Annotated in this window: 16 protein-coding genes; 4 read left to right on the plus strand and 12 right to left on the minus strand. The window is 74.2% G+C overall.

Annotated elements, in window-relative coordinates; genetic code table 11:
• The first annotated feature begins 63 nt into the window (after positions 1-63).
• Complete coding sequence (locus FB462_RS13350; RefSeq protein WP_141862376.1) at positions 64-702, plus strand: MOSC domain-containing protein; 639 nt, start codon at positions 64-66, stop codon at positions 700-702.
• 9 nt (positions 703-711) lie between these two features.
• Here FB462_RS13350 and FB462_RS13355 read toward each other — a convergent pair whose 3' ends face one another.
• The gene (locus tag FB462_RS13355) at positions 712-1101 is read right to left on the minus strand and encodes an MmcQ/YjbR family DNA-binding protein (protein WP_141862378.1); all 390 of its coding nucleotides are present in this window, start codon (positions 1099-1101) and stop codon (positions 712-714) included.
• A 135-nt stretch (positions 1102-1236) separates the two neighbouring features.
• Between FB462_RS13355 and FB462_RS13360 the strand changes: the two genes are divergently transcribed.
• Positions 1237-1539, plus strand: coding sequence for an excalibur calcium-binding domain-containing protein (locus FB462_RS13360; protein WP_167510116.1), 303 nt, complete (start codon positions 1237-1239; stop codon positions 1537-1539).
• 18 nt (positions 1540-1557) lie between these two features.
• Here the strand turns inward: FB462_RS13360 and epsC are convergent, their stop codons facing one another.
• From epsC to FB462_RS13375, 3 genes are all read right to left on the minus strand, one after another.
• Positions 1558-2142 (minus strand): serine O-acetyltransferase EpsC, encoded by a 585-nt coding sequence (epsC, locus tag FB462_RS13365; protein WP_229666654.1) that lies wholly within the window; start codon positions 2140-2142, stop codon positions 1558-1560.
• Entirely contained in the window at positions 2139-3077 is a 939-nt protein-coding gene (gene cysK / locus FB462_RS13370; protein ID WP_141862382.1) for a cysteine synthase A, read from the minus strand. Before cysK ends, epsC begins: the two co-directional genes overlap by 4 nt.
• 202 nt (positions 3078-3279) lie before the next feature.
• Positions 3280-4314, minus strand: a complete 1035-nt coding sequence (locus tag FB462_RS13375; RefSeq protein WP_141862384.1) for a dipeptidase — start codon at positions 4312-4314, stop codon at positions 3280-3282.
• A 37-nt stretch (positions 4315-4351) separates the two neighbouring features.
• On the opposite strand from FB462_RS13375, the gene FB462_RS13380 reads away from it, so the two are divergent.
• Both FB462_RS13380 and FB462_RS13385 read left to right on the plus strand, forming a co-directional pair.
• Positions 4352-4927, plus strand: coding sequence for a GNAT family N-acetyltransferase (locus FB462_RS13380; protein ID WP_141862386.1), 576 nt, complete (start codon positions 4352-4354; stop codon positions 4925-4927).
• Entirely contained in the window at positions 4924-5412 is a 489-nt protein-coding gene (locus FB462_RS13385) for an SRPBCC family protein (RefSeq protein ID WP_208738914.1), read from the plus strand. Before FB462_RS13380 ends, FB462_RS13385 begins: the two co-directional genes overlap by 4 nt.
• On the opposite strand, the gene FB462_RS13390 is transcribed toward FB462_RS13385, so the two are convergent.
• The 8 genes from FB462_RS13390 to FB462_RS13425 form a co-directional block, all read right to left on the minus strand.
• A complete protein-coding gene (locus FB462_RS13390) occupies positions 5379-6212 on the minus strand; it encodes a MurR/RpiR family transcriptional regulator (RefSeq protein WP_058742671.1) in 834 nt (277 codons plus the stop codon). The two genes, FB462_RS13385 and FB462_RS13390, sit on opposite strands and share 34 nt — an antisense overlap.
• On the minus strand, positions 6209-7489 hold the full coding sequence (locus FB462_RS13395) for an allantoate amidohydrolase (RefSeq protein ID WP_229666656.1): 1281 nt from the start codon (positions 7487-7489) through the stop codon (positions 6209-6211). Before FB462_RS13395 ends, FB462_RS13390 begins: the two co-directional genes overlap by 4 nt.
• The gene (locus FB462_RS13400) at positions 7486-8745 is read right to left on the minus strand and encodes a pyridoxal-phosphate-dependent aminotransferase family protein (protein WP_141862388.1); all 1260 of its coding nucleotides are present in this window, start codon (positions 8743-8745) and stop codon (positions 7486-7488) included. The genes FB462_RS13395 and FB462_RS13400 overlap by 4 nt, the downstream gene beginning before the upstream one ends.
• Complete coding sequence (gene allB / locus FB462_RS13405) at positions 8742-10166, minus strand: allantoinase AllB (RefSeq protein ID WP_188868825.1); 1425 nt, start codon at positions 10164-10166, stop codon at positions 8742-8744. The genes FB462_RS13400 and allB overlap by 4 nt, the downstream gene beginning before the upstream one ends.
• Positions 10163-10927 carry an aspartate/glutamate racemase family protein gene (locus tag FB462_RS13410; protein ID WP_141862390.1) on the minus strand — a complete coding sequence of 255 codons (765 nt, stop codon included), beginning with the start codon at positions 10925-10927 and terminating at the stop codon, positions 10163-10165. Before FB462_RS13410 ends, allB begins: the two co-directional genes overlap by 4 nt.
• A 121-nt stretch (positions 10928-11048) precedes the next feature.
• Positions 11049-12611, minus strand: coding sequence for an NCS1 family nucleobase:cation symporter-1 (locus FB462_RS13415; protein WP_083520070.1), 1563 nt, complete (start codon positions 12609-12611; stop codon positions 11049-11051).
• Positions 12612-12795: 184 nt separating this feature from the next.
• Entirely contained in the window at positions 12796-13518 is a 723-nt protein-coding gene (locus FB462_RS13420) for a VIT1/CCC1 transporter family protein (RefSeq protein ID WP_058742685.1), read from the minus strand.
• 82 nt (positions 13519-13600) lie between these two features.
• A complete protein-coding gene (locus FB462_RS13425; RefSeq protein WP_167510117.1) occupies positions 13601-14110 on the minus strand; it encodes a GNAT family N-acetyltransferase in 510 nt (169 codons plus the stop codon).
• Positions 14111-14112: the final 2 nt, after the last annotated feature.

Below are 14112 nucleotides of genomic sequence, written 5' to 3' on the forward strand. Positions count from 1 at the left end.
TGTGACGGATCGGAGCAGCGGATCGTCACACCGCGGGCGTGATCCGTACGGCAGGCTGGGGACATGTCCTCCGTCACCGCCGTCTGCCGCGTCGACCAGCTGCTCCGCGACTCCGGGACGATCGGCGTCACCGCCATCGACAAGCGTCCCGTGGACGGCCCCGTCCGGGTCCGGCCCCTCGGGCTGCACGCCGACGTGCAGGCCGACCGGAAGCACCACGGCGGCGAGGACCAGGCCGTGTACGCATACGCCGACGAGGACGCCGCGTACTTCGCCGAGTTGCTCGGGCGCGACGTCCCGCCCGGGCTCTTCGGCGAGAACCTCCGGACGACCGGCGTCGACGTCACCGGGGCGGTGACGGGTGAGCGCTGGCGGATCGGCGACACCCTCGAACTCGAGGTCACGATCCCCCGGGTGCCCTGCGGGACCTTCGCCCGTCGGATGCGCATCGACGGGTGGGTGAAGCGGTTCGCGGCCGAGAACCGTCCGGGCGCGTACCTCCGCGTGGTGCGCTCCGGGCCGGTGGCGGCCGGGGACCCGGTGGTCGTCGTGCACCGACCGGCGCACGGCGTGACGATCGGGCAGATCTCGGCCGGGCTGACCCAGGAGCAGGCCCGCGCGGTACTCGACTCCGGCGAGCGCCTGGCGCCGAAGGTCGTGCGGGAGGTGTCGAAGGTGCTGGCACCGGGTCGGGTGCGTTGAGCCGGAGGGTCAGGCATCCTCGGGGCGGGCGCGGCGTGCCGGGTCGAGCGGGCGGGCCGCACGCGGCAGCCCGGCGACGACGAGTTCGTAGGAGTTCGCGACGAGGTCCTCGACCATCGACTCGTCGAGGCCGTCGCCCGGCGCGAGGGTGATCCAGTGCCGCTTGCTCATGTGCCAGCCGGGCGACACCTCGGCGTGGTCGCGGACGAGCGCGGCGCCGTGCGGGGGTGCGCACTTCAGGTTGACGATCGGGACGCCGCGGAGCTCGGTGAGGAGCACGAACATCTTCCCGACGACCTTGTAGACGACGGACTCGTCGCCGAAGGGCTGGGTCTCCTCGACCGCGGGCAGCGCCAGCGCGGTGCGGACCGTGACCTCGTGCAGTGCCGCCCCGTCCATCCCCCCAGCATGCCGCACCGTACCCACCCGAGCCACGGTGCGACCCGTTCGGGGGCGAGGACTCCTCACCGATCCCGTCGTACGATCACATCGGCCACGGAACCCGTCGTGCGCCGACGACCCCCGGGAGCACCCGTGCACCTCCTCCGCACCGCCGGCATCGCCGCCGCGTCCACCGTCCTCGCCGCAGCCGTCGTCCTCGGCGGCACCGCGGCCGCCCAGGCGGCACCGACCGTGTACAAGAACTGCACCGCCGTGCAGAAGGTGTACTCCGGCGGCATCGCGAAGCAGTCCGTCACGTCGAACCGCGTCACGACCAAGTCCGGCAAGGTCGAGAACCGGGCGCTCAAGGGCACCGTGAAGAAGGACGACGCGCTGTACAAGGCGAACCGCGGGCTCGACGCGGACGGCGACGGGATCGCCTGCGAGAAGAGCTGACGCCGAGGTGCCCGCGCGTCAGAGCGGGGGCACGCCCTCGTGTCCGGACCGGGGACGCGCGGTCCCGGCGACGCCCGTGACGACCGACCCGGCCGGCACGTCCTTGGTGACGACGGTGTTCGCGCCGACCACCGAGTCCGGCCCGATCGTGATCGCGCCGATCAGCGACGACCCGGCGCCGAGCACGACGCGGTCCCCGACCGCCGGGTGCCGGCGGACGCCCGGCCCGTGCTCGCCCCCGCGGCCGCCGAGCGTCACGCCGTGGAACACCACGACGTCGTCGCCGATCACGGCCGTCTCGCCGATCACGACGCCCATCCCGTGGTCGATGAAGAACCGTCGACCGATGCGGGCACCCGGGTGGATCTCGATCCCGGTCGCCGACCGCGCCAGCTGGGCGAGCACGCGCGCCGCGAACCGCGACCCGGGCAGGTCCTCGGCGGTCCACAGCCGGTGGGTCAGCCGGTACGTCCAGACGGCGTGCAGGCCGGAGTAGACCACCGCGTTCTCCAGGTCACCCCGGGCGGCGGGGTCGCCGCGGCGTGCTGCGGCCAGGTCCTCGCGGACCGTCCGCAGCACACCGCGTCGGGTGGCACGCGTCACGCAGTGAGCCCCTCGAACAGCGGCGTCGACAGGTAGCGCTCACCGGTGTCGCAGACGATCGCGACGACCCGCTTGCCGGCGTTCTCCGGGCGCGCGGCGATCTGCACGGCCGCGTGGATGATCGCGCCGGAGGAGATGCCCGCGAGGATGCCCTCCTCCGTCCCGAGCGCCCGGGCCACGCGCAGTGCGTCGTCGAGCTCGACGTCGAACACCTCGTCGATGACGGAACGGTCGAGGACCTCGGGGACGAAGTTCGCGCCGATGCCCTGGATCTTGTGCGGCCCGGCCTTGCCCTCCGTCAGGAGCGGGGAGTCCTTCGGCTCGACGGCGACGATCTGCACGCCGGGGACGCGCTCCTTGAGGACCCGGCCGACGCCCGTGATGGTGCCGCCGGTCCCGACGCCCGCGACGAACACGTCGACGTGGCCCTCGGTGTCGCGGAGGATCTCCTCCGCGGTGGTCTTCCGGTGGATCGCGGCGTTCGCCGGGGTCTCGAACTGGTGGGCGAGGATCGCTCCCGGCGTCTCGGCGACGATCTGCTCGGCACGCGAGACAGCGCCCTTCATGCCCTCCGGCCCCGGGGTGAGGACGATCTCGGCACCGAACGCACGGATCAGCGCCCGGCGCTCGACGCTCATCGTCTCGGGCATCGTGATGACGACCCGGTACCCGCGGGCGGCTCCGACCAGGGCGAGCGCGATGCCGGTGTTGCCGGACGACCCCTCAACGATGGTGCCGCCGGCCTGCAGCTCGCCGGACTCCTCGGCCGCGTCGATGATCGCGACGCCCAGCCGGTCCTTCACGCTCGACCCGGGGTTGTAGAACTCGAGCTTCGCGAGGACCTCGGCACCGCCCGGCTGCGGCAGCCGGTTCAGTCGCACGAGCGGGGTGTTCCCGAACGCCTGCGAGATGTTGTCGTAGATGGTGCCGCTCATCCGGTCCGTCCTCTGCGGGTCAGGTGCGCACCCCCTGCACTGGAGGCGCGTGGTGCGCTGCGATCCTAGCGACGGCACCCGGCGTTCCCCTGTCCTGTGACGTGCGCTGACGCGCGCTGACGCGCCGGGCGCGCGCCGCGCCTCCGGGCCGGGTGTCTGACCCGGCCACACGACGGTCCGACGCCCGCCCCGCCCCGCCCCGTCAGCGCAACGCACTCTGCGCGAACCGCTCGTCCGTCGCCTCGAGCACCCGCAGCACGTTGCCGCCGGCCAGCGCGCGCAGGTCCTCGTCGCCCCAGCCCCGGCGCCGCAGCTCCTCGGCGAGCACGGGGTACCGCGACACGTCCCGCAGGTCCGGCGGCAGCACCGGGGTGCCGTCGTAGTCGCCGCCGAGCCCGAGGTGCCGGACCCCGGCGACCCGGCGGGCGTGGTCGACGTGGTCCGCGACGTCCGCGACGGTGACCAGGGGCGGCTCGCCCTCGGAGCCCGCCTCCTCCCAGTCCGCCCACGCACGCGAGACGAACTTCGGCACGAACGTGATCATGACCACGCCGCCGTTGTCCGCGAGCCGGCCGAGCACGTCGTCCGGGACGTTCCGCGGGTGGTCGTCGACCCCGACGGTCGACGAGTGGCTGAACACCACCGGCTGCGTCGCGACGTCGAGGGTGTCCCGCATGGTCGAGGGCGCGACGTGCGACAGGTCGACGAGCATGCCGGTGCGCTCCATCTCGGCGACGACCTCGCGGCCGCGGTCGGTCAGGCCGCCGTGCGCCCGGGCCCCGGTGGCGGAGTCGGCCCACGTGGTGTCGTCGTTGTGCGTCAGCGTCATGTACCGCACGCCGAGCCGCGCGAAGGTCCGGAGCACGGCCAGGTCGTCGCCGATCGAGTGGCCGCCCTCGGCCCCGAGGAACGACCCGATCCGCCCGGCGTCCACAGCCCCACGGAGCTCGGCCGCGGTGCGCACGAAGGTCAGGTCCTGCGGGTACGCGGCGATGATCCGGTGCGCGGTGTCGATCTGCTGGAGCGTGGTCCGGACGGGGTCCGGGTCGTCGGACGGCACGAACACCGACCAGAACTGCCCGACGACGCCGCCGGCGCGGAGCTTCGGCAGGTCGGTGTGCAGCGTCCCCTGCTCGGTGTCGATGCCCTCGACGCCGGAGTCGTGCGACTCGCGGCGCTCCCACGGCAGGTCGTTGTGGCCGTCGATGACGGGGAAGGCGAGGGCGTCGAGGGTCATGCCGTCGACGCTACCGCCCGGTCAGTAGGCTCGCGGTGTGCAGCCCGTGACGCTCCGCACCGACCGCCTGGTGCTCTCCGTGCCGACGACCGCGGACGCCGAGGACGTGGTCGCGTACGCGAACGACCCGGACGTCATCGCCTCCACCCCGGTGCCCGTGCCGTACGGCCACGCCGAGGCCCGGCACTTCCTCGAAGAGGTCGTCGCCGCCGGGTGGCGGGACGACGTCCGGTACGAGTTCGGCATCCGTCGCGCCGAGGACCTGCGCCTGCTCGGCACGGTCGGGCTGTTCGGCCTCGCCGACGGTGCGGCCGAGATCGGGTACGCGGTGCACCCGGACGGACGCGGGCACGGCTTCGTCACCGAGGCCGCCGACCGCGTGCTCCGCTGGGCGTTCGCCGACGCGCCGACGGGCCTCGGGCTCGTCCGGGTGCAGTGGCGCGCGCTCGCCGGGAACGCCGCCTCGGCCGCGGTCGCGCAGCGGCTCGGCCTGACGTACGAGGGCCGCCGCCGGTCCGGCTCGCTGCACCGCGGGCAGCGGCACGACGAGCTCACCGCCGCGGTGCTGCGCTGGGACGACCGCGCAGCCGCCACCGGATGGCCGGACCGGTGACGGTCACGTTCCGCCTGGTCACCGACCTCGCGACGTCGCCGGAGCGCGCCTTCGCGCTGTCGCTCGACGTCGGTGCGCACGAACGGTCGATGGCCGCGTCCGGCGAGCGGGCGGTCGCCGGCACGACGTCCGGCACGATCGGGCTCGGCGAGACCGTCACGTGGCGGGCACGGCACTTCGGGATCGTCTGGCGGATGACGAGTCGGGTCACCGCCCTGGAGGCTCCTGGTCGGTTCGTCGACGAACAGGTGCGTGGGCCGTTCGCCCGCTTCCGGCACGAGCACCGGTTCACGGCGTCGGCCGGCGGAACGCGGATGGTCGACGAGGTCACCCTGACGGCGCCCTTCGGTCCGCTCGGGCGGCTGGCGGAACGGCTCGTGCTCGGCCGGTACCTGCGCCGGCTGATCGCGGACCGGAACGCGTCGCTCCGGTCCGAGCTCGAGCGCGGCGGTCAGGACCCGGCGAGCTCCCCCAGCGTGTCGTAGGCCGCGGCCACGGCGTCGACCCGGGCACGCCCGGCTGGCCCGGCCGCCTCGTACACGTCGTTCGCGATCGCCGCGACGACCGCGAACATCGCCGCCATGGAGTCGAACGCCGACGGGGAGTCCACCGGGCACAGCACCGCGGTCGACGCCGGCGCGGCGATCACGGCCGCGGTCGGGTCGCCGAGCACGACGACGTCCGCCCCGGTCGCGACGCAGTGCCGGACGAGCCCCTCGGCCCCCGCGGCGTGCCGGCGGACCGTGACGAGCACCACGAGGTCGCGGCGGTCGAGGTCGGCGACCTCCTCCCCGAGCCGCTGCCCGGGCGCCGGACCGAGCCGGACGTCCGGTCGGACCTGCGCGAGCTGCGACCGGAGCTGCATGGCGACGGGGTGCGCCGCCCGCTCCCCGAACACGAGCACGCGGTGCGCGCGGACGATCCGGCGGGCGAGCCGCACCCGGTCGGCCCGGGCGAGGGAGGCGAAGGCGGCGTCGAGGTTCCGCGCCTCGACCGCGCGCTGGTCGACGTGCGCAGCGTCCTCGGCGGCCCACGGCAGACCGTTGCCCCGGGCCGACATGAGCTCCTGCCGCACCTGCGCCGCGTCCTGGAACCCGAGCGACCGCACCAGGCGGGACACGGTGGCCTTCGAGGTGCCGGACTCGGCGGCGAGCTCGGCCGAGGTCCCGACGAGCAGCAGCTCCGGGTCGTGCCGGACCATCGCGGCGACGCGGCGCTCGGCGGGCGACAGGCGGTCCCAGACGGCGTCGACGCGAGCGCGGACGTCGGTCACGGTGGCGCTCACGACCGCGCCGCCAGGTCGTCGGCGACGCGTTCGACCGCGACGGCGAGGGCGTCGAGTCCGAGGGCGACGTCGTCCTCGGACACGAACTCGTCCGGGTGGTGGCTGATGCCGTCCGGGTTGCGGAGGAACAGCATCGCGACGTCGGTCACGAGCCCGAGCGACATCGCGTCGTGGCCGGCGCGGGAGAACAGCTCCGCGGGGTCGGTCTCCCCCGTGGCGACGATCCCCGCCCGCACGGCGGCCGTCAGCCGGGGCGCGCAGAACACCGCCGGCGCCCGGTGCACCTCGGTCGGCGTGACGGTGACCCCGCGCCGGGCGGCGATCTCGTCGAAGGCCGCGACGATCGTCTCCCAGACCCGGTCCCGGCCCTCGTCGAACTCACCGCGCAGGTCGACGCTGAAGCGCGCGAGCCCGGGGACGACGTTGACGGCCCCGGGTTCGACGGTCATGGTGCCGACCGTCCCGACGTGCTGCTCGGCCCGGCAGATCCGCTCGACCGCGAGGGCGGCCTCGGCGGCGGTGAGCAGGGCGTCGTGCCGCCGCTCGTAGGGGGTGCCGCCGGCGTGCCGGGCTTCGCCCACGGCCTCGACGGCGAACCGCCGGGCGCTGGCGATGCTCGTGACGACGCCGAGCGCCTGGCCGGCCCGCTCGAGCCACGGCCCCTGCTCGATGTGCGCCTCGAGGTACCCGACGAGCCGCTCGGGGCGCACAGCGGCCTCGCCGACCCGCTCGGGGTCGAGCCCGAAGGCGGTGAACGCGTCGCGGAGCGTCACGCCGTCGCCGTCCTCGAGGTCCCACCAGCCCTCGTCCCAGACCCCCGCGACCGCCGAGGACCCGAGCAGGGCCTTGCCGAACCGGGTGCCCTCCTCGTCGGAGAACGCGACGACCTCGAGTGCGACGGGCAGCGGACCGGCGGCCGTCACGCGCGCCACGGTCCGGATCGCCATGAGCACCCCGACGACCCCGTCGTACCGGCCGGCGTCCACCACGGTGTCGAGGTGCGATCCGAGCAGCAGCACCGGGGCGTCCGGGGTGGCACCGGCGACCCGCCCGTGCAGGTTCCCGGCGGCGTCCTGCCACGTCTCGAGCCCGGCGTCGCGCATCCACCCGTCGACGACGGCGTTCGCGCGGGCGTGCTCCGGCGACAGGTACACGCGGGTGATCCGACCGTCGTCCTGCGACACGGCGGCGAGCTCGTCGCACCAGCGCACGACGGTCGCGGCGTCGGCGAGCGCCCGCCCGCTCGCGGTCGGCACGGTCTGGGCCGCCGCGGTCACGCCGACACCTCGACGAGCGACGGCGTCCCGACGGTCGACGACGCTCCCGCGTACACGTCGAGCGCCGCGTCGACCCCGCCGCCCTGCGGCACCGCGTGCCCGGCCCGGCGCAGCGCGTGCTCGAGCGCGGCGAGCGTCGTGACGACGGCGTCCTTGCGGGCGTTGTAGCCCATCGTCCCGAGGCGCCAGACGCGACCGTGCAGCGGGCCGAACGAGGTCCCGATCTCGATGCCGTGGTCCTCGAGCATCGCCGCACGCACGGCGTCCCCGACGACGTCGTCCGGGATCTCCACGGCGACGACGTTGTGCATCTTGTGCGCGAGGTCGCCGAACACCCGCAGCCCGAGTGCCTGCACGCCCTCGGTCATCGCGCGGCCGGCGGTGGCGTGCCGGGCGACCACGGCGTCGCGGCCCTCGTCGAGCAGGATCCGGGCGCACTCGTGTGCCGCGTAGAGCATCGACGCGGCCTCGGTGTGGTGGTTCAGCCGGCGGGGACCCCAGTAGTCGAGGATCATCGCGAGGTCGAGGTAGTTCGACCGGATCGGCTGCTCCGCCACGACGTCGTCGGCCTCGCGGATGCCGGCCTCGACGCTCCGGCGACCGTGGAGCACCTCGACCGCGCGCGGCGAGACCGTGAGGGGCGCGCTGCCGGACGGGCCGCCGAGGCACTTCTGCAGGCCGGCGGTCGCGGCGTCGATCCCCCACGCGTCGACCTCGAGCGGGTTGCCGCCGATCGTCGCGGTCGCGTCGGTGTAGAGCAGCGCCCCGTACCGGTCGCACACCGCGCCGAGCTCGTCGAGCGGCTGGTTCATCGTGGTCGAGGTGTCGCCCTGCACGACGGCGACGAGCTTCGGCCGCACACGCCGCACGGCCTCCTCGACGACCGAGACCGGGAACACCTGGCCCCACGCGGTCTCGACGGTGTGCACCTCGGCGCCGGCGCGGGTCGCGATCTCGACGAGCAGGTGCCCGAAGCGGCCGAACACCGGGACGAGCACGCGGTCACCGGGTGCCAGCAGGGACACGAGCGCCGCCTCGATGCCGGCGCGCGAGGTCCCGTCGACGAGCACGGTCCCGTCGTTCCCGGTGCCGAACACCTGCCGGTACAGCTCCTGCGTCTCGGACATCGTCCGCGTCATCCACGGGTCGTACTGCCCGACGAGCGGGGTCGACAGCGCGCGGAGCACCCGGGGGTCGGCGTCGATGGGTCCGGGCCCCATGAGGAGTCGGGCGGGCGGGTTCACCGGGTGCGTCATGACAGGTCCGTTCGTGCGTCGGTCGTTCCGGTGAGCAGGCTACCGGAACGTTCGTTTCGAGCGTGTTGCGGAGCAACGCGTGCCGGTCGCTCGAGCAGCCGGCCCTGGACGGCCGTCACCCCGCCGTCGGCGGTGGCGACCAGCTTGCCGCGCAACCAGGTCTCGGTGACCCGACCCCGTGCCTCCAGGCCGGCGAACGCGGAGACCCGGTTGCGGTGCGCGAGCCCGGCCACGTCGACCACCGACAGCGCGTCCGGGTCGAACACGGCGAGGTGCGCGACCGCACCCGGCGCGATCCGCCCGCGGTCGTCGAGTCCGACCAGGTCGGCCGGTCCGGTCGTGAACCACGGCAGCACCGTCTCGAGCGCGATGCCCCGCCGGACCGCCTCGGTCCAGACCGCCCGGAACCCCACCTGCAGCCCGGCGATCCCGCCCCAGGCGAGCCCCCAGTCGTCGGTCTTCAGGTCCGCGGTGGACGGCGAGTGGTCCGACACGACGCAGTCGATGGTTCCGTCGAGGAGCCCCGCCCACAGCGCGTCGCGGTTCGCGTCGTCGCGGATCGGCGGGCAGCACTTGTACTCGGTGGCGCCGTCCGGGATCGACCCCGCCTCGAACGCCAGATAGTGCGGGCACGTCTCGACGGTGATCCGCACGCCGTCGTCCTTCGCGGCCCGGATCATCGGCAGCGCCCCGGCGTCGGACAGGTGCAGCACGTGGACGCGGGCACCGGTCGCCCGCGCCCCGTCGACGACCTGTCCGATCGCGGAGCGCTCGGCGACCGGCGGTCGGGTCGCCAGGAAGTCCTCGTACCGACCGCCGAGCGCGTCGTGCGCGACGAGGTGCGCGGGGTCCTCGGCGTGCACGATCAGGAGCGCGTCGATCGCGGCGACCTCGGCGATCGCGGCCTGCAGCTGCCCGGGGTCGAGGTGCGGGAACTCGTCGACGCCCGAGGGTGCTGTGAAGCACTTGAACCCGAACACCCCCTCGTCGTGCAGGTCCGCGAGCGCCCCCGCGTTCGCCGGGACCGCACCGCCCCAGAACCCGACGTCGACCGCGACGCGGCCGTCCGCGCTCGCCCGCTTGACCGCGAGCGCCTCGGCGTCCACGGTCGCCGGGATCGAGTTGAGCGGCATGTCGACGATGGTCGTCACACCGCCGAGCGCCGCGGCGCGGGTGGCGGACGCGAAGCCCTCCCACTCGGTCCGCCCGGGCTCGTTGACGTGCACGTGCGTGTCGACGAGGCCGGGCAGGAGCACCTGGCCCGCCGGGACCGTCCGGTCCACGGCGGCGGGCACGTCCGCGTCGACCGGCAGCACGTCGGTGACGTGGCCGTCGCGGACGACGACCGCTGCGGGACACCACGCCCCGTCGACCCACGTCCGGTGGGCGCGCAGCACCAGGTCGGCCGGGAGGCGCGTCACGCCGCCACCCCGATCGTCGCGTCCGCCGGCTGGTCGCGTCGGAACCCCGCGAGGAGCCCCGTCACCGGCTTGGGCGGCGGCGGCGCGTACTCGCCGCACTTCCCGGTGCCGAGGCCGAGCCGGACGAGCGACTCGGCGAGGACCGTGGCCGCGGCGACGCCGTCGACCACGGGCACGCCGACGGCCCGCGAGACCTCGGCGCAGAGCTCGGCCATCCCGGCGCAGCCGAGCACGACCGCGTCCGCGCCGCCCGCGACGACCGCCCGGCACTCCTCGACGATCAGCTCCCGTGCGCCGGACGCGGGGTCGTCGAGCGCCAGGACGGCGACCTCGCACGCCCGCACCTCGGTGACGAGCGACGCGAAGCCGTACCGCTCGGCGAGCTCGTGCGCCCGACCGGTCGTCCGCGCCAGGGTCGTCACGACGCCGAACCTCCGACCGAGCATCGCCGCGGCGTGGAACCCGGCCTCGGCGATGCCGATCACCGGACCCGTGGCGATCTCCCGCGCGGCGTCGAGTCCCGGGTCGCCGAAGCACGCCACGACGTACGCGTCGACGCCCTCCTGCTCGCCGAGCGCGACCTGCTCGAGGAGCCCGGGGACCGCCAGGGCCTCCTCGTAGTGACTCTCGATCGACGCCGGGCCCATGGTGGGCGTGACGGCCTCGACGAGGGTCCCGGGGCCGGCGACCGCCGCGGCTGCGCGGCCGATCGTCTCGGTCATGGCGACGGTGGTGTTCGGGTTGACGACGCGGATGCGCATCGGGGTCCTTCCGGTGGTGCTGGGGCGGGTCGTGCTGGCCGTGCTCGTCGGGCTCGTCGTGCTGGCCGTGCTCGTCGGGCTCGTCGTGCTGGCCGTGCTCGTCGGGCTCGGGCCGGTGCGGTCAGTCGCGGCCGGGGGCGGCGCCGTGGTCGACCGTGGGGTCGTCGGCGGACAGCGCGGGCATGCGCGGCGACCGGTGCTCGAGGGCGCGGAAGAGCACGAGCCCGAGGCCGCAGCCGATGAACCAGCTGTAGTTCGACAGCCACGGCAGGACGCCGGTGGCGGGCGGCAGCACCGCGCTGGCGACCGACACGGCACCGGCGACGACGAGGGTCCAGATCGCGTTCGGGTTCCAGCCGTTGCGGTACCAGTAGCGCGCGGTCGGCTCCTTCGAGTACATGTCGTCGACCGCGACGCGCTGCTTCGCGACGAGGTAGTACCCGGCGATGAGGATGCCGAACAGCGGGCCGATGAGCGCACCGAGGATGCCGAGCGTGTATAGGATCGCCTGGTCGTTGCCGTACCAGTTCCACGGGGTCAGCAGGACCGAGCCGACGGCGGCGATCATGCCGCCTGCGCGCCAGCTGATCTTCCGCGGGGCGACGTTCGAGAAGTCGAACGCGGGGCTGATGAAGTTCGCGACGATGTTGATGCCGACCGTCGCGGTGACGAAGGTCAGTCCGCCGAGCAGCACCGCGAACGGCGCGTCGATCGCCTGCACGGTCTCGATCGGGTCGGTGATGAGCTTGCCGAACACCGGGACCGTGGCGCTCGCGCACAGCACGGTGAGGATCGAGAAGAACAGGAAGTTGACCGGCAGGCCCCAGAGGTTCCCGCGCTTGACGGCCCGGAAGCTGCGGCCGTAGCGCGAGAAGTCACCGAAGTTGAGCATCGGGCCCGAGAAGTAGCTGACGACGATCGCGATCGCCGAGAGCATCACCGGGATCGACGCGCCGAAGGACATCGGTGCGCCGGTGTGCAGCGTCAGCGAGATGTTGCCGATGCCGGCCTTCGCGACGAGGTACACGGCGAGGGCGATCATCACGACGTACACCGCGGGGCCGGCCCAGTCGATGAAGCGCCGGATCGCCTCCATGCCCATCGAGAACAGCGCCGCCTGGGCGACCCAGAGGATCGCGTACGAGATCCAGCCGAGCGCGGACAGGCCGAGGAACGAGTGGTCCAGGAGCGCAGTCGACCCGGGGACGAACTTCAGGAACACGATGTTGAGGGACTGCGCGGCGAGGAACGTCTGCACGCCGTACCAGGCCATCGCGATGAGCCCGCGGATGATCGCCGGGACGTTCGCGCCGACGACGCCGAACACCGCGCGGTTGATCACCGGGTACGGGACCCCGGTCCGCTGCGACGGCTTCGCGACGAGGTTCGCGAACACCTGCACGATCAGGATGCCGACGACCAGGGCGACGAGGACCTGCCAGCTCGCGATGCCCAGGGCGAAGAGCGACCCGGCGGTGACGTAGCCGCCGACCGAGTGCACGTCGGACATCCAGAACGCGAAGATGTTGTAGCTCGTCCAGCGCTGCTCGCGGAGCGGGGCGAGGTCCTCGTTGGTGAGCGCCGGGTCGTACCCGGGCTTGACGACACCGGCGCCCGCGCGGGCGGTCGACGGCGGAGTGGGGGCGTGGGGCGCGGCGACCGGGGTCGCGATCTCTGTGACCAAGGCGTCCTCCGTGGGAGTGGGAACGGGGGTGGGTCCCCGTGTTCCCCGACGCTAGGGAGCCTCTTCGCGCCGCCCGTTTCCCTCGTGTAACGGTCGTGTGACGCGACGACCGTCCTGGAACGCCTGTTCCGAGCGCTGGCAGCGGCTGATGAGGCCGGTGCAGCCGGTGCGGCCGGTCCTGCTGCTAGAACGCGTGCGTGCCGAGGAGCGCACCGGCCGCGTAGGTCGCGGCGAGGGCGAGCGCGCCACCCACCACGACCCGGACCGTCGCACGCCCGCGGCGGGCACCGCCCAGGACCGCACCGGTCGTGCCGGTCGCCGCGAGGGCCACGAGCACAGCGACGACGGTGACGACGATGCGGGAGGACTCCGGCGCCAGCAGCATCGCCAGGAAGGGCAGCAGCGCACCCGTCGTGAAGGTCGCCGCGGAGACCCACGCCGCGCGCCAGGGGCTGACGACCTCGTCCTCGGCGTCCCGGAGCGCGGCCGCAGCCCGACGACGACGGACCTCGGGGCGGACGAGCTGCCGGGCGACGGCCTCGGCGACGTCGTCGTCCACGCCGAGCGAGCGGTAGTGCGCAGCGAGGGTCGGCGCGTCCTCGGCGTCGGCCTCGAGCTGGGCCTGCTGCGCCGCCTGCCCGGTGCGCTGCGCGTCGCGGGCACCGCTCACCGAGATGTACTCGCCGAGGGCCATCGAGATCGCCCCGCCGACCAGGGCCGCGGTGCCCGCGGCGACGACGGGACCGGTGCCGGCTCCCGCACCCGCGACGCCGACGAGCACGGCGGCGACGGACACGATGCCGTCGTTCGCGCCGAGCAGGCCCGCTCGGAGCCAGTTGAGCCGGGCGGCGCTGGTGGCGTCGTCGTGCTCGGAGACGGGCAGGGCGAGGTCCGATGCGGTCGACATGTCGGCCATCGAACCACGGTCGCGGCCGGTCCGCCAGCAAGGGAAGGCTGCCCTGACCGGGGCTTTCCTGGTGAGGTGAGCCTCACCTGACCTGGGCGGATACCGCGCTCCAGACCCGGGTCGGACGGCCGCTCAGAGCGTGCGGGAAGGCCTCCCCGAGCGGCGCGAACCCGGCACTCCGGTACAGCGCGAGGGCCGCGGTGTTGTCGTCGAGGGCGTGCAGCTCCGTACGGTGGTGCCCGGCGTGGGCGGCTGCGGACACGGCAGCCGCGAGCAGGCGTCGGCCGAGCCCGTGCCCCTGCGCCGCGGGGTGCACAGCGAGCAAGCTGAGGTACGCCGCACCGGTGTCCGCTCCCCCGCCGGTGCCGGGCGCGGTCACGAGGGCGAAGCCGACCGGGCCGCTCCCCGGTGCAGTCTCGGCGACCACGAGGGCGACGCGCTCCGCGCCGAACTTGTCCCGGGCGCGCTCCCGCACGGCGTCAGAGGGCGGCAGGCCGTCGCGGGCGGCGACGGCCGCGACCCAGAGTTCGGTGGCGGCCACCGCGGTTCCGTCGTCGTCCGCGGTGCGCACGACGAAGGACGACCCGATCACCC

Origin of the sequence: Curtobacterium citreum (assembly GCF_006715175.1) — a bacterium.
GTDB lineage: Bacteria > Actinomycetota > Actinomycetes > Actinomycetales > Microbacteriaceae > Curtobacterium > Curtobacterium citreum.

Bases quoted from the DNA above. Each gene is read 5' to 3' on its own strand.
- FB462_RS13350 (WP_141862376.1), top strand. From the start codon at position 64: ATGTCCTCCGTCACCGCCGTCTGCCGCGTCGACCAGCTGCTCCGCGAC.
- FB462_RS13355 (WP_141862378.1), bottom strand. From the start codon at position 1,101: ATGGACGGGGCGGCACTGCACGAGGTCACGGTCCGCACCGCGCTGGCG.
- cysK (WP_141862382.1), bottom strand. From the start codon at position 3,077: ATGAGCGGCACCATCTACGACAACATCTCGCAGGCGTTCGGGAACACC.
- FB462_RS13375 (WP_141862384.1), bottom strand. From the start codon at position 4,314: ATGACCCTCGACGCCCTCGCCTTCCCCGTCATCGACGGCCACAACGAC.
- FB462_RS13400 (WP_141862388.1), bottom strand. From the start codon at position 8,745: ATGACGCACCCGGTGAACCCGCCCGCCCGACTCCTCATGGGGCCCGGA.
- FB462_RS13410 (WP_141862390.1), bottom strand. From the start codon at position 10,927: ATGCGCATCCGCGTCGTCAACCCGAACACCACCGTCGCCATGACCGAG.
- FB462_RS13420 (WP_058742685.1), bottom strand. From the start codon at position 13,518: ATGTCGACCGCATCGGACCTCGCCCTGCCCGTCTCCGAGCACGACGAC.